The organism is Flavobacterium sp. LM4 (genome assembly GCF_002017935.1).
Taxonomy (GTDB): Bacteria; Bacteroidota; Bacteroidia; order Flavobacteriales; family Flavobacteriaceae; genus Flavobacterium; species Flavobacterium chungangense.
Genome location: NZ_MUFW01000001.1, coordinates 1,315,547 through 1,333,332, shown reverse-complemented (window position 1 = coordinate 1,333,332; position 17,786 = coordinate 1,315,547). Strand labels below are relative to the sequence as shown.

Below are 17,786 nucleotides of genomic sequence, written 5' to 3'. Positions count from 1 at the left end.
TGGGTATATTCCTCATATTGCCGACACTCTAATTATAAAAGAAAAAAATAAACAAAACATAATTCAGCAGCTATTATTTTTTGTTGATTTTGTCAGACGATGATTTTCTTTCAGACATAATTTTCTCACGGTGCTGCATTCCCCATTTTGTCATCGCTCCCACAACTTCTTCCAGCGTATGACTATAAGGCAGTAATTCGTATTCAATAGTTACAGGATAACCATTTTCGACTTTTTTTACAATAAGACCATTCATTTCCAAATCTTTAAGTTCGCTTGACAACACCCTTGCCGAAATTCCGCTTACCTGTTTTTGAATTTCCGTAAATCGCTTGTTTCCTCTCGCCATTGAAATGATAACCATCAATTTCCATTTGCCGCCTATTACATATTGAGCGTCTGAAACTGCCCTTAAAATAGCATTACATTCTTCTGTAAATCCCTTACTATCTGTTTGATTCTCTTGTTCTTTTAACATAACTAATCTCTTTGTTAGTCGCTAACCTTTAAGTAACAACTAATAATTTGTTAGCAAATGTACATTACTTTTGGAAAATAATAGAAACAAAAAATATTAAAAAATTATGACATTGGAAACTTTAAGAGCAAAAGAAGAATTAAGAGATTTAATTGATGCTTACGCCTATTTAGGTGATGAAAAAAAAATCCCGGAAGTGATGGATTTATTTACGCAAGATATTAATTACAAGGTATATATGGGAGGTAATCTTGTGGCCGATGTTTCGGGAAGAGAAAACATGGAAAAAGACTTTAATGTACACGCTGCCCTTGTAAAAACCTATTTTACAATGAATGGACAGCATACTGTAAAAATCGATGGTACTACTGCAACAGGCTTGTCCTTTTCCCAATTAAAAATGATAAGAGAAGTAGAAGGGCAAGATGTATTAACTGATTACAGCGTAAAATATGAAGACAACTATGTATTTCAGGATGGTAAGTGGCTAATAAAAGACCGAATTGGCTATTTTATGATTATAGAGGCAAGAACCTTAAATCAATAATACTAAAAATGAAAACAAACAAAATTATTACCACATCGTTAACAGTATTGACAACGACAATCATATTTGTAAGCGGTCTTATGAAATTTATTCATCTTCCCTGGTCGGTAGCAGGTTTGGAAAAATATAATCCAACTATTTTAGGATTAATGGAAATGGCGTTTATTATCTTATTTGCTATACCAAAAACAATAAAAATAGGTTTCATTCTGCTTTGCTGCTATTTTGCTGGTGCAATAGCTACTGAGTTATCCAGAGAAGCTTCAATGCTTAATCCGGCAATTCCATTGGTATTAATTTGGATTACAGCTTATCTTCGCGACAGCTCAATCTTTATAGGTTCTTCTAACTTATTAATTGCAAAGAAGTAGCGGACGAATGATTTTTGAATGAAAGCTTTGCGACAAAAAGTTGCAGGGCTTTCATTTTTATATTTATGCTATACGGCAAATCCGCTGCGCTAAAAAAACGGTTACGACTAAACTTTTACCGACACGCCAAGTACTACTAAATAAACGTTTTTATAATACTAATTGAATTAGCAAATGAAAAAAGCATTAAAATATTTACACAATAATTACGATAATACCGAATTAACTAACTCATATGACTTAAGAACTGAAATAAAATGGCAGGAATAACGAATGTTCGCATTAGCAATGATATTTTCAACAAGCTTAAAAGCACCTCTTGACTATTCTGTTTTTGTCCTTAGGCAGCTGCTTTTGATTTAAATGAAATTGTAGTCAACAGACAAAAACAAAACCACACAAATTAACAACAACCTGCAATTTGGGTTTAATATAACACCCTGATAACCATAGATACTTCAACATTTATGTTTTAACGAAATCCATATATCCTTACCTTTCCTGCTTTTAGGCAGATAAAGTAAGGAATGAACACTTTAATTTCATAACTTAGATTTCTTTTAAAGCTATAAATCATGACTAAGAAATCTATAGCCCGAAACTTTTTAAAACTCGCTGCCACAGGACATTCACATGAAGCGTTTAGGCTGTACACAGGCAAAAATTTCAAGCATCATAATGCCTATTTTAAAGGAGATGCAGACACTTTGATGTTGGCTATGGAAGAATCTGCAAGAACCAATCCTAATAAGATTTTTGAAATTCACCATGTTTTAAGAGATGGTGATTTGGTTGCAGTTCATTCGCATGTCAAACAAAATTCAGCCGATTTAGGTACTGCTGTAGTTCATATTTTTAGATTTGAATCGGAGAAAATAGTCGAACTTTGGGACTTGGGACAGTCAATTCCTAAAAAAACTATTAATGAAAACGGAATGTTTTAAACTAAGACCGTCAAAAAATGGCAAAGAATAAAACCACAGAAACCGAATACAGTGTAATTGATTTTATCAATACGGTTGAAGATCACATAAAAAGAGCAGACGCTTTTGAGCTTATCAAAATAATGCAGAACGTAACTGGTTTTGATCCAAAAATGTGGGACCCAGGCATTATTGGTTTTGGAAACTATCATTACAAATATGACAGCGGTCATGAAGGTGATGCACCACTGGCAGGATTCTCACCACGAAAAGCAGCAATTTCACTTTATCTCTATTTACCATCTGAAAATAAGGACGAATTACTTTTAAAATTCGGAAAACACAAAGCAGGTAAAGGCTGTGTTTATATCAAAAAACTGGCAGATATTGATAGTGATATACTCCGAAAAATGATTTCAGCATCTGTAAACGAATTAAAAAAATTATATCCTTCAAATTAAAATCTCATGATTACCACAATAAGTGTTCTTTTACTTCCAATTCTATTGTATTTCTTACTGCACCCCCGATTCGGAAAAAAACCTTCCGGAGAAAGACTGGCTTTAATACAAAAATCACCTCAATACAAAAACGGAAAATTCGAAAATGAAAATTTTACTCCAGAACTGGCTGAAGGTTATGGCTATTATGATGTTTTAACCGAATTTTTATTTAAGAAGGTTCACCGAAAAACCCCAACTGATATTATTCCTTCCGTAAAAACGAATTTAAAGGAACTTTCTTTACATCAGGATGTTTTAGTTTGGTTTGGGCATTCGTCTTATTATATCCAGCTTGAAGGAAAACGTTTTTTAATTGATCCTGTTTTCAGTGGCAACGCCTCTCCTATTTACGGAACAACAAAAGCCTTTAAAGGAACTGATATTTATACCTATGATGATATTCCTGAAATTGATTATTTGCTGATAACGCACGACCATTATGATCATTTAGATTATAAAACCATAATGGAACTGAAACCAAAAATAAAAAAAGTAATCACGGCACTTGGCGTTGGTTCGCATTTTGAATTTTGGGGCTTTTCAATAGAAAATATTATCGAAAAAGACTGGCACGAAAAAATAGAATTAAATCAAAATTTAACGCTTTATACTGCTCCATCAAGACATTTTTCCGGCAGAAGCATCCAGCGCTGTAATACACTTTGGACCTCTTTTATTTTAGAAACCCAAGATTTCAAAATGTATTTGGGCGGAGACAGCGGTTACGATTCCCATTATGCAACAATTGGCGAGAAATATGGTCCTTTTGACATTGTACTTATTGATAATGGACAATATAATCCGGCATGGAAATATATTCACAATTTGCCGGAAGATATAATAAAAACGATGAAAGACTTAAAAGCAAAAAGAGTCTTTCCGGTACATAACTCAAAATTTCCTTTATCTCTTCATTCCTGGGATGAACCTTTAATTAAAGTAACCGAATTGAATAGTTTGTCTGAAAATCCGATTCCGTTAATTACTCCAATGATTGGAGAAATAGTCGAACTGAAAAATGAAAAACAGGAGTTTACACAATGGTGGAAAGGAGTTAAATAATAATTTTGTTAAATATGAAACTGCAAAACGTCTACTTCGTCATTGAAATGACAAGATTGAACTAAAATCTGAAACTAAAAAAATGAAATTAAAAATTACTTTTTTCTCACTTGCATTTCTTGCTTCATTTCATGCTTTTTCGCAAAATACATATGTTTTTTTAGGATCTTACAATAAAGATAAAACTGCAGAGTCAATTCAGGTTTATGAGTTGGATTCTTTAAATGGAAATTTAACTAAAATTACTTCGGCAAAAGATATTATCAATCCATCCTATCTGACTGTTTCTCCAAACGGAAAATATGTTTATGCCTGCACAGATACAAAGACACCAAATTCAGGAAGTGTCAGCAGTTTTGAATTTAATCCGCAAAATAAATCGTTGACTTTTTTAAACAAAAAGGGAAGCGGTGGTGAAAACCCTGTCTATGTTTCGGTTCATAAAAGTGGTAAATGGCTTGTAAACGCTAATTATACAGAAGGCAGCGTATCTGTTCATCCTTTATTAGAAAATGGAAAAATAGATTCAATTGCTCAAAATTTTCAATATACTGACGGAAGTGTTCATAAAGAAAGACAAACCCGCTCCCATGTACATTCTGCTATATTTTCTCCTGAATTTGATTATCTTTTTTTACCTGATTTAGGTGCTGATAAAATACGATGTTATCGTTTTGATGAAACCCAAAAACAGCCCTTAACAGAAACACAAATTACTTTTACAAAAACTGATTTAGAAGCAGGTCCAAGACATTTTACTTTTCATCCAAATCAAAAATACGGGTATTGCATTGAAGAAATGTCAGGTTCCGTAAGTGTTTATCAGTATGAAAGTGGTAGTTTGAAAAAAATACAGCGCATCAATACATATTCAGGAGAAACAAAGGGCGTTTTAGAAAGCTCTGACATTCACATCTCTCCTGACGGAAAATTTTTATATGCTTCAAACCGTGGAAAAGAAAATAACATAGCTATTTTCTCTATTGCCAAAAACGGAATTTTGAAAAATATCGGTTATCAATCAACTTTTGGAAATCATCCCAGAATTTTTGCCATTGATGAAACGGGGAAATTTTTGATTGCGACAAATGTAAATTCCGGTAATGTGATTGTTTTTAAAAGAAACCCAAAAACAGGATTACTCAAAAAGACCGGAAATGAAATAAAAATGGAAAATGTTTCCTGCGTTCAGATCAAAAAGATACAATAATCTTAAGACTCTTCAAAAATGACAAGTGCAAATTTCAATTTACAGCCGGAGATTTTAGAAAATGAAATTATAAAATTAATTCCGCTTCAGGAAGATCATTTTGAAGCTCTTTATGAAGTAGCATCCGATCCTTTAATTTGGGAGCAGCATCCCATAAAAGACCGATATCAAAAAAATGTTTTCAAACCTTTTTTTGAAACTGCTGTGAGTTCGAAAGGTGCTTTTTTAGTTTTAGACCAAAAAACAAATGAAGTTATTGGCACTACCCGATTTTATGATTATAACCCGGAGAAATCAAATATTGGAATTGGTTATACTTTTATTGGAAGAAAGTTTTGGGGCGGACCCTATAATCGATCTACAAAAAAATTACTTATCGATTATGCTTTTCAAAATGTAAATTCTATACTTTTTCACGTCGGTGCAGAAAATTTTCGTTCGCAAAAAGCAGTTCTAAAACTGGGTGCCATAAAAATAAACGAAATGACTTTTCCGATTAATGATGGAATACTTCACTTTGAATACGAATTAAAAAAAGAATTCGTAAATTAGGAATTAATGAATAATTAGATCTATGATTCATAATCTTTGCTCATAAATTAAAACTTAAACAAAAAAATGAAAAGAATTACAGTCTTTTGCGGATCCAGTTTTGGTACTGAAAAAATTTACAAAGAACAGGCAGCATTACTTGGTGAAACATTTGCAAAACAAAATATAGAATTAGTTTACGGCGGCGCTAATGTAGGTTTAATGGGCGCTGTTGCAGATGGTGTTTTAAATAACGGCGGAAAAGCAATTGGTGTTTTACCCAATTTTTTGCGATCAAAAGAAATTGCGCATCTGGGCTTAACAGAACTTATTTTGGTGGAAAGCATGCACGAAAGAAAAACCAAAATGAATGATTTATGTGATGGTGTTATTGCGCTTCCGGGTGGTTTTGGAACGTTAGAAGAGCTTTTCGAAATGATCACATGGGCTCAATTAGGATTACACAAAAAACCAATCGCTATTTTGAATATTAATGGTTTTTATGATTCTCTAATACAATTAACTGAAGTCATGGTTAGTAAAGGTTTATTGAAAGATGTTAATCAGCAAATGCTTTTGGTGAGTGATGATATTGATGATTTATTGAATAAAATGAATAATTATAAAGCGCCAACCGTTGGAAAATGGATTGATAAACGAGAAGTTTAATTTTTTCAACATCCTGATTTTCTATTTTTAACATAATTTACAGAATAACTTTCTTATCTTGTGATTCAAAAAAAAACTGAAATTCGCTTATTAAAAAATGAAAAACTTAAAAGCCTTTTACCTTTTATTCACCCTTATTTTATCTATAAATTTTACAAACGCACAAGATACGGATACCGGAAACTGGTTCATTTATTTTGGAAATCAGGCCATCAATGAAAAATGGAACTGGCACAACGAAGTACAATATCGTAATTATAATTTTGCCGGCGATACACAACAATTATTATTAAGAACCGGAATTGGATACAATCTTACTGAAAACAATAATAACATTTTATTAGGTTACGGTTTTATTAATTCACAAAATTATATTCCTGGAACAGATGATAAAGCACATAGTAATGAACACCGCATTTATCAGCAGTTTATAACACGTCAAAATTTTGGCAGGTTTTATTTGCAACATCGTTATCGTGTGGAAGAACGCTTTTTAAAAGATGATTTTCAAATGCGTTTCCGCTATTTTCTAGCTTTGAATGTTCCAATTAACAAGCCTAAAATGGAAGAAAATGCATTTTATATTTCCGCTTATAATGAAATATTTCTAAACGCAGAATCACCAACTTTTGATCGTGACCGTTTATATGGAGCATTAGGATATGTGATCAACAAGAATTTCAGAGTTGAAGCCGGTTTTATGAGACAGATTCAGGAAAAAACAGGACGTAATCAATTTCAAATCGTAATTTACAACAACATACCTTTTTTTAGCAGTAAATAACATTTCAAAATCCGTTAGTATGGCAACAGTAAATAATAATTTTGCAAAAGCCGAAATGCTGATCAGAAAACCCGTTTCAGAAGTTTTTGAAGCATTTGTTAATCCTGAAATAACGAGTAAATTTTGGTTTACCATGGGTTCAGACAAATTAGAAGAAGGGAAATCGACTGTGTGGACCTGGGAAATGTATGGTTTTTCGCTTACTGTTTTAACTAAGGTAATTGACTAAAACAAACGAATTGTCATAGAATGGGGAAATAGCGGAGAAGCAACGATTATAGAATGGGTTTTCAACTCGTTGGATGAAAAAGAAACTTTTGTAAGCATTACCAATTCTAATTTTAAGGGCGATACTGACAAAATACTTTCTGAGGTTCGAAATTCTACAGAAGGTTTTACACTGGTTTTAGCCGGAGCCAAAGCTTTTTTAGAGCATCAGATACAGTTGAATTTAGTGTTGGACAGATTTCCAAAAGGCCTGAGTTAATCATTCTAAAAATAATTATTATGGCAGCAATTCCAAAACCTGTTAATATTGATGAATACATTGGAAGTTTTCCAAATGATATACAGGAAATTTTAGAAAAAGTGAGAATGACAATTCATGAAGCTGTACCTGATGCAAAAGAAAAAATCAGTTATTCAATGCCAGCTTTTGAACAAAACGGAATCGTTGTTTATTTGCAGCTTTTAAAAATCATATTGGGCTCTATGCACTGCCAAGCGGTCATGAACAATTTAAAGAAGCACTCTCTAAATACAAATCAGGCAAAGGTTACGTACAATTCCCATTAAATCAGCCCATGCCATTCGATTTAATAACTAAAATTGTAAAATTCAGAGTACAAATCTTGAAAAAGTAAAACATAAATAATCAAATATGAATTTATCTGAACATTATAATGAGCTTTTCAAAACATCATCTGAACTCATTTTATCTGAAAATTATACCATCGACCCAAAGATTAATAATGATTCTGATAAAAGATTTGGAGTTACTTTACTTGTCCGTCCCAGTAAAGAAATTAAGGCCAATGTACAGGAATTTCTGAAAGAATTAAAAAATATAGAGCCGGATCAGTATTATTACCCAAGCTCTGATATTCATGTAACCACTATGTCTATTATTTCTTGCACCGAAGGATTTAAACTGGATAAATTTTCTACATCAAAGTATGTTGAAATCATTGAAAAAAGTCTGGTAGATGTCAATAAAATTCAAATTGATTACCGGGGCGTAACCTTATCTCCAGATGCGGTAATGATCCAGGGGTTTCCGACTGATGATTCATTAAATATTTTACGTGACAAGCTTCGTGATAATTTCAAAAATTCTTCCTTAAAACAAAGTATCGACAGCCGTTATAGTATTACGACAGCCCATTCGACAGTGATGCGTTTTCAAAAAAAATTAAAAAATCAAAAAAAACTAATTGAAGTCGTTGAGAAGTTCAGGAACCACAATTTTGGAAAATTTACGGTTGAAAAAATTGAATTGGTTTATAATGACTGGTATCAGCGTGAAAAAAACACTATTAATCTGTGTGATCTTTATCTGAAGTATTTTTAGTTGAATTTCAAAAAGTGATTGCATTTTATAAAAACCATTCGATTCCTTTATCAAGTCGAATAAGGAAATCTGTAAATGAAACTCCAATTTCAGTATGATATTTAGCATTCAAATCAACAAAAGGTGAAATAATTATTTTTGCGACGTTATTTGAATCAAACACAATTCCAATAAATTCCCCACTTCCATTTGTACCAATTCCAATAGTCCTTTGTAATTCTTTAAAAATATTATAACTTTTATTAGCTTCAATAATTTCTTCTAAACCCCAAAATTTTATAAACTCAGCACCAACAAACTGATCAATTCCTGTATAATTTTCTAAATAAAAAATATAATCATCAGGGAGCTTTAAATTTGAATATTCCTCCAATTCTCTAATTGTGACAAAAGAGTTTTGATTATTTTTAGGGAAATCATATTTGTCAAAAATTAATTGCAAATGCTCGTTCATAGTTGAAAAATCTTTCTATCCCTTCTTCAAAATATTTCCTAAACCTCTACCAATTTGTTCAATCGCTTCAAGGCCTTTTGTTAACGGTGTAGCACTAAAATCTTCGTAGGCATCCATAGAAGTTACTTTATTATCGTCTTGAGGATAAACTAAAATCAAGTTATTGTCACTGAATGATTTTTCAAATTTCTGAGGTAATTTATCAAAAATAGACTGGTAGGATACAGAGCCCTTTCTGGATAAATTAAACACAATCAAATCGGTTGGTTTAATTTCGTCAGAGATAGCTTCAAAATCATCCCATTCTAAAATGCCTTTGAAACCTAATTTTGCATTCAATTTTAAACTATTCGCAATTTGCTGAATAGCCTGATGCGTTTTATATTCGGCATAAATTACAATCGGAATACTTAATTCCTGCGATAATCTGGATATTTTCTGCAATAAGAGATGAAAACCAACGCCTCTTTCAGAAAAAGGCGGGCAAATAAAAACCAATCTTTTCTCTTCAATAAACGTTTTTTGAAACCTGCAGATGAACAAGGTTTTATCGACATTATTGATAATTGAATCTACATTTTCTCCAAAAATTTTATCCAGAAATCCAGTTTTTCTTGGCCAGCCTATGATTACTATATCTGACATGATCTCTTTGGAAGTTCGGGCAATTCCACTAGCCGGATTATGGTCAATCCTGGCAATTGTATTAATTTTTATTTCAGAAGCTGATCCCTGAATAACAAACTTATCAACTGCTTTTTTATATTTTAAAATATTGATTTCGGCTTGATCGTTGTTAGGCACAATCGTTAATAATGTTACGGGATTGGCCGATTTTTTATCTTTTATTAAAAGTGCGAAATCCAATAACGGTTCTGTAGCTGATGTTTTCGCTAACGGAATCAAAATGTGTTCATCTAAAATCTGGTCTTTATTCGCATCTTCATGAGAAACCTCTTCCTCGCAGATTGCAATCTTTTTAGCCGCTTTTTCGGTAGCAAAAGAAGCTACAATACAAGTTACCAATATTAAGATAATAGTTCCGTTCAATATATTTTCATCGAGAATTTTTGCTTTAAATCCAACTAAAATTACAGCTAGAGTTGCAGCAGCGTGTGCACTGCTCAATCCGAAAATTAACTGTCTTTCAGTTTTGGTATATTTAAAAACAATCTGGGTAAAAAATGCAGCAATCCATTTTCCAAAAATAGCCACAACACTCAACGTTCCGGCAACAATTAAGGCTGTTGGACCGCTTAAAATAACACTGATATCAACCAGCATTCCCACAGAAATTAGGAAAAACGGAATAAATAAAGAATTACCAATAAATTCAATCCTGTTCATTAACGCTGATGAGTGCGGAATTAAAGGATTTAAAGCCAAACCTGCCACGAAAGCCCCAATAATTGGCTCTACTCCTGCTACCTCAGCTAAAAATGCGGCGAAGAAAACCACTGAAAGTACAAAGATATAATGGGCATGTTTTTCACTTTCCAGTTTTTTAAAGAACCATTTTGCAATTCTCGGGATAACCAAAAACATAATCGCAGAGAAAATGGCCAGTGAAACTCCTAATTTTATCCAGAAAGCCTGATTTAAATTTCCCTGACTGCTACCCATAATAACGGCCAGAATAATTAATACGGCTGTATCAGTCAGAATCGTTCCTCCTACGGTTATAGCAACAGCCTGATTTTTGGCAATTCCCAATTTACTCACAATAGGGTAAGCAACCAAAGTATGTGTTGCAAACATACTTGCTGTTAAAAAACTGGCATTAAAATCATATTTCAAAAGATAAAAACAAACCGGAAATCCTATTGTTAGTGGAAAAATAAAAGTGAAAAAGCCAAATAGCAAACTTTTATTTCTATTCGCTTTGAACTCATTCATATCCAGCTCTAAACCTGCAATAAACATGATATAAAGTAATCCGATAGTAGAGAACAAATCGACTGCAGAATTTTTAGCCAAAATATTAAGTCCATGCGGGCCAATGATAACCCCTGAAATAATCAAACCAATAATTCCGGGAATATTAATTTTTTTTAATAAAATAGGGGATAATAAAATGATGAAAAGTATCAACGAAAAAATCAATACGGGATTGTTAAGCGGTAATTCAAATTCGTTTATAAAATGCCTGAAGAATTCTATCATAATGTAATTTTAGCTACTGTGAGTTGATCTGTTTCTCAAAAGAATATTTTAAGAATTTAAGGCGAAACACCCAAAAGTCGCAGTTTATTTTGATTATTAAAAAACTAAAAAGATCAGTTTCTTGAACAAATATTTCTTCTACAAAAATACCTAAAAAAAGGCCGAACTTTCTATTAAAGGCCTATATTAAGCATTTAATTTTATTTCATTGACAAATCATTAATATTTAATATATTTTTTAACAAAACTGCAACATTAACAAACAAAAACGAAGCTTCTTTGCATTATTCAATTATCTTTGTTTTAATAAAATTTGAACAATGGAAGAATGTATCTCTGTTTTTGATATGCTTAAAATTGGGGTTGGCCCATCTAGTTCACATACATTAGGACCGTGGCGGGCAGCTGAACGTTTTTTAGAAGAGTTACGAAGCCAGTCTGTATTAAAAGAAATTACCCGAGTTAAGGTTGACTTATACGGATCACTTTCATTAACCGGAAAGGGCCACGCAACTGATTTAGCTGTTATGCTGGGATTAAGCGGTCAGGATCCTGAATATATCCCAATCGAAAATATAGACGGAATTATCAAAACTATAGAAACCAAAAATGAGATTATTCTGGGCAATCAATTCACAATTCCGTTCTACTTTCTTCAGGACATTGTTTTCAACAAAGACTTTCTTCCTTTTCATGCTAACGGATTAAAGTTTACTGCTTATAAAACCGATAATACTGAATATGAATCTACTTTTTATTCTATCGGTGGAGGTTTTGTGGTTAAAGAGGAACGTACGAATGCCAAAATAAAAGAAGTCATAAAATGTGATTTCCCTTTTCCGGTTCAAAATGCTGTTGAGCTTTTAAATTATACTATTTCAGAGAACAAATTGATTTCGGAAATTGTTTATGAAAACGAAAAATCCATGCGTCCCGAAACCGAAATTCATTCGGAATTAATGCGTATATGGAATACTATGCTTGAATGCATGTACATTGGCTGCCATACAGCAGGGGTTCTTCCCGGAGGATTGAATGTACGCAGAAGAGCCTTTGATATGCATCAAAATTTAATTGGCTTATCAAATTATAATGATCCGCAATCCTGGCTGGAAGAAATTAGAAAAACGGAAGTAAAATTTCGTCAAATCTTAAAATGGGTTAGTTGTTTTGCACTTGCTGTTAATGAAGTTAACGCATCCTTAGGTCGTGTGGTTACAGCACCCACAAACGGAAGCGCCGGTGTAATTCCTGCGGTATTAATGTACTATCTGGTAATTGAAAATCATAATGCCGGTGAAAAAGAAATCAAACAATTTTTGATGGTTTCCGGAGAAATTGGAAGTATTTTTAAAAAAGGATCTACAATTTCTGCCGCAATGGGTGGCTGTCAGGCTGAAATTGGTGTTTCGTCCTCGATGGCTGCTGCAGCGCTTTGCGAATTAATGGGCGGAACGCCTGCACAGGTTTTGATGGCTGCAGAAATTGCCATGGAGCATCATTTAGGTTTAACCTGTGACCCAATAGGCGGACTGGTTCAGATTCCGTGCATCGAAAGAAATACAATGGGCGCCATAAAAGCCATAAACGCAGCCGAACTGGCTTTAGAAACAGACTCTAAAAATGCCAAAGTACCATTAGACAAAGTGATCAATACGATGTGGCAAACAGCAAAGGATATGAATTCAAAATACAAAGAAACTTCTGAAGGCGGACTGGCAATTGCAGTAAATATGGCCGATTGCTAAAACTTATTATATGAAAAAATATTACTTTATAGCTTTACTGTTTTGCTCTGCTTTATTATACTCTCAAGATCGTTATTTTATCAATTCAGACACAAGGTTGTATACATCAGCCGATACTTCTTCTGAATTTTTGGGTTATTTTAAATATAGTGCACAAGTTCGTTTATTATCTGATAATCAAAATGGCTGGTATAAAGTACAAGCTGATAATTTTAATGAAGGATATGTTCGTGGCGAATTCATATCTAAATCATTAAATGCCAGAGATGTTAAAACTTTAGATAACGAAAATCCTATTATTTATGGTGGGGATCATTATCATGGCAGCAATCACCTTTTTGTTTTAGCCGCAGGGTTAAAAGCCAGAGCGTTACCTGATAAAAATTCAAAAATAAGGGAAGTTTTATTTACCGGCGACGCTGTTACTATTGGTTATCTTCCAAAAAATGAAGATGAATGGGTAAACATATCCGGTAGTATTAATGAAGAATATGCCACGTTTACACTAAGAAAATTTGTCGGCAAACGACCTGATTTGAATGTTTTAATTAAAAACTTTGAAAAATTAGACTTCAATAATATTACAGAACGTAAAACGGTAAGCGAACGTATTGTTGAGTTGGCGTGGAATAGTGATTATTCAAAATTACCGCCAGCTTATGAAAAATATTATGAAGTTGTAAAACAATTAAACGATCCAAAACTTCTTACTGATACGGAATTAAATATAGCTTTAGCAAAAGGCCTGGCAAAACACAAATCACCTGAACAAATCATTGCCTTCTCTAAAAAAGCTGAATTTGTTTTAAAAGGAACAATGACAAAAGCTCTGTATTTATCCCAAAAGACCTTGGTCAGTACATTTGGAAAACCTATTAAAAAAACAACTATTAGTGATGATTGCGGGATTTATTTAAGCGACTTATTTTACTATTATCCGGATTTGGAAGTTTCTGTAGATGAAAAGAATAATAAAGCCGAAATAGTGAAAGTTTTTATAAATGAAAACAATAAATTGATAATCAGCCCAAATCATATATTAGACCGCTCAATATCCGAAAAAACATTTATTGAAAAATATGGAACTTATATTGATGCTTCCATAAAGTCTCCACACCATTATTCAATCATTACTGAATACAGCCAATTTGGAATTGAATTCAGAGATGGAAAGCTATTTGCAATCGAAATATTCTTCTATTGCTGATTCCAAATTTATATTTATTCAATACTTTTACATTCAAAAAAAAATAAAAATGTCAGTAGCAAAAAAAGATTATAAAAGAATCACTACAAAGTCGTTAATCGAAATGAAAAACCATGGAGAAAAAATCTCTATGCTAACGGCCTACGATTACACGATGGCAAAAATTGTTGATACCGCAGGTGTCGACGTAATTTTAGTGGGAGATTCTGCTTCGAATGTTATGGCAGGTCATGAAACGACTTTACCAATTACGCTGGACCAAATGATCTATCATGCATCATCCGTAGTTCGTGCTGTTGACAGAGCATTGGTTGTCGTAGATTTGCCTTTTGGAAGTTATCAATCTGATCCGAAAGAGGCCTTGCGTTCGTCTATCAGAATCATGAAAGAAAGTGGCGGACATGCCGTGAAACTTGAAGGTGGAAAAGAAATTAAAGAGTCAATCCGAAAAATATTAAATGCAGGAATTCCTGTAATGGGCCATTTAGGTTTAACACCTCAGTCTATTTACAAATTTGGAACTTACAGTGTTCGTGCCAAAGAAGATGAAGAAGCTGAAAAATTGATTGAAGATGCCAAAATGCTTGAAAAAGTGGGCTGTTTTGCCGTGGTTCTTGAAAAAATACCTGCTGATTTAGCCGAAAAAGTAGCCAAAAGTATTTCAATCCCGGTTATCGGAATTGGAGCTGGTGGCGGTGTAGACGGACAGGTTTTGGTTATTCATGATATGTTAGGAATGAACAATGAATTTAGTCCACGTTTCCTTCGTCGCTATCTGAATTTGTATGAAGAAATGACCAAAGCAATAGGCCAGTATGCCGCTGATGTGAAATCGACGGATTTTCCTAATGAGAGAGAACAATACTAGATTAGATTTTAGACTTCTTAGACATTAGACTTCTTAGATTGAATGCTAAATTTTAAAATTAATCTAAGAAGTCTTAACCCATCTAAAATTCTAATAATCTAAAAAAGAATATGCATCAATTTAAAGAACTTTTAATTTGGAAAAAAAATAGATTGTTTTGTTCTAAAATTTACAATGTAACTGCTTCTTTCCCTAATGAAGAAAAGTTTGGAATTACAAATCAATTGCGAAGAGCTACTGTTTCTATTCCTTCAAACATTGCTGAAGGGTCTTCAAGAAATTCTAATAAAGATTTTGCACGATTCTTAGAAATTGCAATTGGTTCTGCTTACGAAGTAGAAACTCAACTTTTAATTTCATCTGATTTAGGATTTATTAATGAAGAAAACACAATAGAATTAATAAATCTACTGGAAGAAATAACTAAAATGACTTCAAGATTCAGAGCAACTTTGCTATAATCCCCATAAATTAAATCTAAAAAGTCTAAGCCAGTCTAAAATCTAATTAAGTCTAAATGAAAATTGTTTCCAACAAAAATAATCTCCAAATCCTCCACGAAGACAACCATATCATCGTGGTCAATAAACGTGTGGGAGATATTGTACAGGGCGATAAAACAGGTGACAAACCCTTATCTGATATTGTAAAAGAATACATCAAGGACAAATATAACAAACCCGGTGATGTTTTTCTGGGCGTTATTCATCGTCTGGATCGCCCAACAACAGGGATTGTAGTATTTGCGAGAACCAGTAAAGCCTTGTCAAGAATGAATGAATTGTTCAGCAATCGCGAAACTAAAAAAACGTATTGGGCGGTTGTAAAGCAAAAACCTCAGGAAGCTGCTGCCAAACTAGTTCATTACTTAAAAAGAAACGAAAAGAACAATACTTCAAAAGCACATTTAAAAGAAGTTTCGGACAGCAAACTCGCCAGTCTGGATTATACCATCATCAAAGAGCTTCAAAATTATACCGCCTTAGAGATTAATCTTCATACGGGCCGTCATCACCAAATACGTGCTCAGTTATCTGCTATTGGTTCTCCCATAAAAGGGGATTTAAAATATGGTGCTGACAGAAGTAATCCTGACGGAGGTATTCACCTGCATGCACGAAAATTAGTTTTCATCCATCCGGTTTCGAAAGAAAATATCACCATAACGGCTCCAACCCCAGATGAAACGATTTGGAATGCTGTATGATTTTTATGATTTAATTGTCAGATTTTCATTTTATATCTGTTAACTTGCATAGCCAAAATTTAAGTTTTCACTAAAATGGACTATAAAAACGATATAAAGTACAGAAAAGAAACACTTAAAAAATTACTTTTTAATATTCAAAAAAGTGAGGATTTAATTGTAAATGCCTTGTTTGATGATTTTAAAAAACCTGAATTTGAAGCTGTTTTAACAGAAACTAATTATGTTATTTCAGAATTAAAAAGCACGATCAAAAACATTGATAAATGGGCCAAACCAGTACGAGTTTTCCCTTCTCTGCTTAATTTTCCTTCGACCGATTTTATTTACAAGGAACCATACGGAAATGTTTTGGTCATTGCTCCCTGGAATTATCCGTTCCAACTGGCTTTATGTCCCTTAATTGCTGCTGTAGCTGCAGGAAATAAAGTTGTTTTAAAACCATCAGAACTTACCCCGAATACTTCTGCACTCATTGCCAGAATCATCGAAAAATCGTTTCATATCAACCATGTAGAGGTTGTTCAGGGGGGCATTGAGGTCTCTGAGGAGGTACTGGCAAAAAGATGGGATTATATTTTCTTTACCGGAAGTGTTTCAGTTGGCAAAATTGTAGCCAAATCTGCTGCTGAACACCTCACTCCTGTAACTTTAGAATTAGGAGGTAAAAATCCTTGTATTATTGATCAAACTGCCAATTTAAAACTTGCCGCAAAACGTATTGTCTGGGGAAAATTCATCAATGCCGGACAAACCTGTATTGCACCCGATTACATTCTGGTTCAAAAAAACATGAAGATCAAATTTATAACTTTCCTGATTGAAGAAATCATTATGGCTTATGGCAAAAAGATAAAAAACTCTCCTGATTATGCCAGAATCATAAATAGTAAAAACTGGGTACGCTTAACAGGTATGATTGCTGGGGAAAAATTGATTTTTGGCGGAGAATCAGATGCCAGCGATTTTTACATTTCCCCTACTCTTATTGATGAACCTGAATTAGGAAGTCTGGTAATGAAAGAAGAGATTTTTGGTCCTCTTTTGCCTATTTTAGTTTATGAATCTGAAAACGACATTGATGCTGTAATCAGTAAATATGAAAAGCCTCTTGCATTTTATGTTTTCAGCGAAAATCATTCTTTTATTAAAAAAATGATTTTGCGTTATTCCTTTGGAGGTGGTTCCATCAACGATACTGTTGTTCATTTCTCGAACAAAAGATTGCCTTTTGGAGGTGTGGGGCATAGCGGGATGGGCGCTTATCATGGAAAACTGAGCTTTGATATTTTCTCCCATCATAAAGCAATTGTAAAAAAAGCCAACTGGCTGGATCTTCCTATGCGCTATGCTCCATATAAGGATAAATTAAAAGCCATTAAGCGTTTATTAGACTGGATGTAAAAAACAAAATGGTCCTTACTATTTCGCAGATTTTCAAATGAAATTGATTAAAAATACTATATTTACGTTTGAATAGTTAACTTAAAT

21 protein-coding genes and 1 pseudogene are annotated in these 17,786 nt (G+C 33.3%); 19 read left to right on the top strand and 3 right to left on the bottom strand.

Going from position 1 to position 17,786, the window contains the following annotated elements:
• Positions 1–73: 73 nt before the first annotated feature.
• A complete protein-coding gene (locus BXU10_RS06030) occupies positions 74–478 on the bottom strand; it encodes a helix-turn-helix domain-containing protein (protein ID WP_078226559.1) in 405 nt (134 codons plus the stop codon).
• Positions 479–584: 106 nt separating this feature from the next.
• On the opposite strand from BXU10_RS06030, the gene BXU10_RS06025 reads away from it, so the two are divergent.
• From BXU10_RS06025 to BXU10_RS05970, 13 genes and pseudogenes are all read left to right on the top strand, one after another.
• A complete protein-coding gene (locus tag BXU10_RS06025; RefSeq protein ID WP_078226558.1) occupies positions 585–1,025 on the top strand; it encodes a nuclear transport factor 2 family protein in 441 nt (146 codons plus the stop codon).
• 8 nt (positions 1,026–1,033) lie between these two features.
• The gene (locus BXU10_RS06020; RefSeq protein WP_078226557.1) at positions 1,034–1,396 is read left to right on the top strand and encodes a DoxX family protein; all 363 of its coding nucleotides are present in this window, start codon (positions 1,034–1,036) and stop codon (positions 1,394–1,396) included.
• A gap of 575 nt (positions 1,397–1,971) precedes the next feature.
• A complete protein-coding gene (locus BXU10_RS06015) occupies positions 1,972–2,340 on the top strand; it encodes a nuclear transport factor 2 family protein (protein WP_078226555.1) in 369 nt (122 codons plus the stop codon).
• A 17-nt stretch (positions 2,341–2,357) separates the two neighbouring features.
• Positions 2,358–2,780 (top strand): DUF1801 domain-containing protein, encoded by a 423-nt coding sequence (locus BXU10_RS06010; RefSeq protein WP_078226553.1) that lies wholly within the window; start codon positions 2,358–2,360, stop codon positions 2,778–2,780.
• A 6-nt stretch (positions 2,781–2,786) separates the two neighbouring features.
• On the top strand, positions 2,787–3,884 hold the full coding sequence (locus BXU10_RS06005) for an MBL fold metallo-hydrolase (protein ID WP_078226551.1): 1,098 nt from the start codon (positions 2,787–2,789) through the stop codon (positions 3,882–3,884).
• Positions 3,885–3,966: 82 nt separating this feature from the next.
• A complete protein-coding gene (locus BXU10_RS06000; protein WP_078226549.1) occupies positions 3,967–5,094 on the top strand; it encodes a lactonase family protein in 1,128 nt (375 codons plus the stop codon).
• 18 nt (positions 5,095–5,112) lie between these two features.
• Positions 5,113–5,646 carry a GNAT family N-acetyltransferase gene (locus tag BXU10_RS05995; RefSeq protein WP_078226547.1) on the top strand — a complete coding sequence of 178 codons (534 nt, stop codon included), beginning with the start codon at positions 5,113–5,115 and terminating at the stop codon, positions 5,644–5,646.
• A gap of 66 nt (positions 5,647–5,712) precedes the next feature.
• Entirely contained in the window at positions 5,713–6,294 is a 582-nt protein-coding gene (locus tag BXU10_RS05990) for a TIGR00730 family Rossman fold protein (protein WP_078226545.1), read from the top strand.
• A 97-nt stretch (positions 6,295–6,391) separates the two neighbouring features.
• Complete coding sequence (locus BXU10_RS05985; protein WP_078226543.1) at positions 6,392–7,078, top strand: DUF2490 domain-containing protein; 687 nt, start codon at positions 6,392–6,394, stop codon at positions 7,076–7,078.
• 19 nt (positions 7,079–7,097) lie between these two features.
• Entirely contained in the window at positions 7,098–7,307 is a 210-nt protein-coding gene (locus BXU10_RS25180; RefSeq protein WP_223255395.1) for a hypothetical protein, read from the top strand.
• A gap of 69 nt (positions 7,308–7,376) precedes the next feature.
• Positions 7,377–7,565 carry a hypothetical protein gene (locus BXU10_RS25175; RefSeq protein ID WP_223255394.1) on the top strand — a complete coding sequence of 63 codons (189 nt, stop codon included), beginning with the start codon at positions 7,377–7,379 and terminating at the stop codon, positions 7,563–7,565.
• Positions 7,566–7,585: 20 nt separating this feature from the next.
• A pseudogene (locus BXU10_RS05975) lies at positions 7,586–7,941 on the top strand (iron chaperone).
• Positions 7,942–7,958: 17 nt separating this feature from the next.
• The gene (locus BXU10_RS05970) at positions 7,959–8,648 is read left to right on the top strand and encodes a 2'-5' RNA ligase family protein (RefSeq protein WP_078226541.1); all 690 of its coding nucleotides are present in this window, start codon (positions 7,959–7,961) and stop codon (positions 8,646–8,648) included.
• A 25-nt stretch (positions 8,649–8,673) separates the two neighbouring features.
• On the opposite strand, the gene BXU10_RS05965 is transcribed toward BXU10_RS05970, so the two are convergent.
• Positions 8,674–9,102 (bottom strand): SMI1/KNR4 family protein, encoded by a 429-nt coding sequence (locus tag BXU10_RS05965; RefSeq protein ID WP_078226539.1) that lies wholly within the window; start codon positions 9,100–9,102, stop codon positions 8,674–8,676.
• Positions 9,103–9,117: 15 nt separating this feature from the next.
• Positions 9,118–11,265, bottom strand: a complete 2,148-nt coding sequence (locus BXU10_RS05960) for a cation:proton antiporter (protein ID WP_078226537.1) — start codon at positions 11,263–11,265, stop codon at positions 9,118–9,120.
• A 320-nt stretch (positions 11,266–11,585) separates the two neighbouring features.
• On the opposite strand from BXU10_RS05960, the gene BXU10_RS05955 reads away from it, so the two are divergent.
• From BXU10_RS05955 to BXU10_RS05930, 6 genes are all read left to right on the top strand, one after another.
• On the top strand, positions 11,586–13,013 hold the full coding sequence (locus BXU10_RS05955) for an L-serine ammonia-lyase (RefSeq protein WP_078226536.1): 1,428 nt from the start codon (positions 11,586–11,588) through the stop codon (positions 13,011–13,013).
• 10 nt (positions 13,014–13,023) lie between these two features.
• Positions 13,024–14,220, top strand: a complete 1,197-nt coding sequence (locus tag BXU10_RS05950; RefSeq protein ID WP_078226535.1) for an SH3 domain-containing protein — start codon at positions 13,024–13,026, stop codon at positions 14,218–14,220.
• Positions 14,221–14,269: 49 nt separating this feature from the next.
• On the top strand, positions 14,270–15,088 hold the full coding sequence (panB, locus tag BXU10_RS05945) for a 3-methyl-2-oxobutanoate hydroxymethyltransferase (protein ID WP_078227918.1): 819 nt from the start codon (positions 14,270–14,272) through the stop codon (positions 15,086–15,088).
• A gap of 110 nt (positions 15,089–15,198) precedes the next feature.
• Positions 15,199–15,549 (top strand): four helix bundle protein, encoded by a 351-nt coding sequence (locus BXU10_RS05940; protein WP_078226534.1) that lies wholly within the window; start codon positions 15,199–15,201, stop codon positions 15,547–15,549.
• A 56-nt stretch (positions 15,550–15,605) separates the two neighbouring features.
• On the top strand, positions 15,606–16,295 hold the full coding sequence (locus BXU10_RS05935; protein ID WP_078226533.1) for an RluA family pseudouridine synthase: 690 nt from the start codon (positions 15,606–15,608) through the stop codon (positions 16,293–16,295).
• Positions 16,296–16,370: 75 nt separating this feature from the next.
• On the top strand, positions 16,371–17,699 hold the full coding sequence (locus BXU10_RS05930) for an aldehyde dehydrogenase (RefSeq protein WP_078226532.1): 1,329 nt from the start codon (positions 16,371–16,373) through the stop codon (positions 17,697–17,699).
• Positions 17,700–17,786: the final 87 nt, after the last annotated feature.

Bases quoted from the DNA above. Each gene is read 5' to 3' on its own strand.
- BXU10_RS06030 (WP_078226559.1), bottom strand. From the start codon at position 478: ATGTTAAAAGAACAAGAGAATCAAACAGATAGTAAGGGATTTACAGAA.
- BXU10_RS06025 (WP_078226558.1), top strand. From the start codon at position 585: ATGACATTGGAAACTTTAAGAGCAAAAGAAGAATTAAGAGATTTAATT.
- BXU10_RS06020 (WP_078226557.1), top strand. From the start codon at position 1,034: ATGAAAACAAACAAAATTATTACCACATCGTTAACAGTATTGACAACG.
- BXU10_RS06015 (WP_078226555.1), top strand. From the start codon at position 1,972: ATGACTAAGAAATCTATAGCCCGAAACTTTTTAAAACTCGCTGCCACA.
- BXU10_RS06010 (WP_078226553.1), top strand. From the start codon at position 2,358: ATGGCAAAGAATAAAACCACAGAAACCGAATACAGTGTAATTGATTTT.
- BXU10_RS06005 (WP_078226551.1), top strand. From the start codon at position 2,787: ATGATTACCACAATAAGTGTTCTTTTACTTCCAATTCTATTGTATTTC.
- BXU10_RS06000 (WP_078226549.1), top strand. From the start codon at position 3,967: ATGAAATTAAAAATTACTTTTTTCTCACTTGCATTTCTTGCTTCATTT.
- BXU10_RS05995 (WP_078226547.1), top strand. From the start codon at position 5,113: ATGACAAGTGCAAATTTCAATTTACAGCCGGAGATTTTAGAAAATGAA.
- BXU10_RS05990 (WP_078226545.1), top strand. From the start codon at position 5,713: ATGAAAAGAATTACAGTCTTTTGCGGATCCAGTTTTGGTACTGAAAAA.
- BXU10_RS05985 (WP_078226543.1), top strand. From the start codon at position 6,392: ATGAAAAACTTAAAAGCCTTTTACCTTTTATTCACCCTTATTTTATCT.
- BXU10_RS25180 (WP_223255395.1), top strand. From the start codon at position 7,098: ATGGCAACAGTAAATAATAATTTTGCAAAAGCCGAAATGCTGATCAGA.
- BXU10_RS05970 (WP_078226541.1), top strand. From the start codon at position 7,959: ATGAATTTATCTGAACATTATAATGAGCTTTTCAAAACATCATCTGAA.
- BXU10_RS05965 (WP_078226539.1), bottom strand. From the start codon at position 9,102: ATGAACGAGCATTTGCAATTAATTTTTGACAAATATGATTTCCCTAAA.
- BXU10_RS05960 (WP_078226537.1), bottom strand. From the start codon at position 11,265: ATGATAGAATTCTTCAGGCATTTTATAAACGAATTTGAATTACCGCTT.
- BXU10_RS05955 (WP_078226536.1), top strand. From the start codon at position 11,586: ATGGAAGAATGTATCTCTGTTTTTGATATGCTTAAAATTGGGGTTGGC.
- BXU10_RS05950 (WP_078226535.1), top strand. From the start codon at position 13,024: ATGAAAAAATATTACTTTATAGCTTTACTGTTTTGCTCTGCTTTATTA.
- panB (WP_078227918.1), top strand. From the start codon at position 14,270: ATGTCAGTAGCAAAAAAAGATTATAAAAGAATCACTACAAAGTCGTTA.
- BXU10_RS05940 (WP_078226534.1), top strand. From the start codon at position 15,199: ATGCATCAATTTAAAGAACTTTTAATTTGGAAAAAAAATAGATTGTTT.
- BXU10_RS05935 (WP_078226533.1), top strand. From the start codon at position 15,606: ATGAAAATTGTTTCCAACAAAAATAATCTCCAAATCCTCCACGAAGAC.
- BXU10_RS05930 (WP_078226532.1), top strand. From the start codon at position 16,371: ATGGACTATAAAAACGATATAAAGTACAGAAAAGAAACACTTAAAAAA.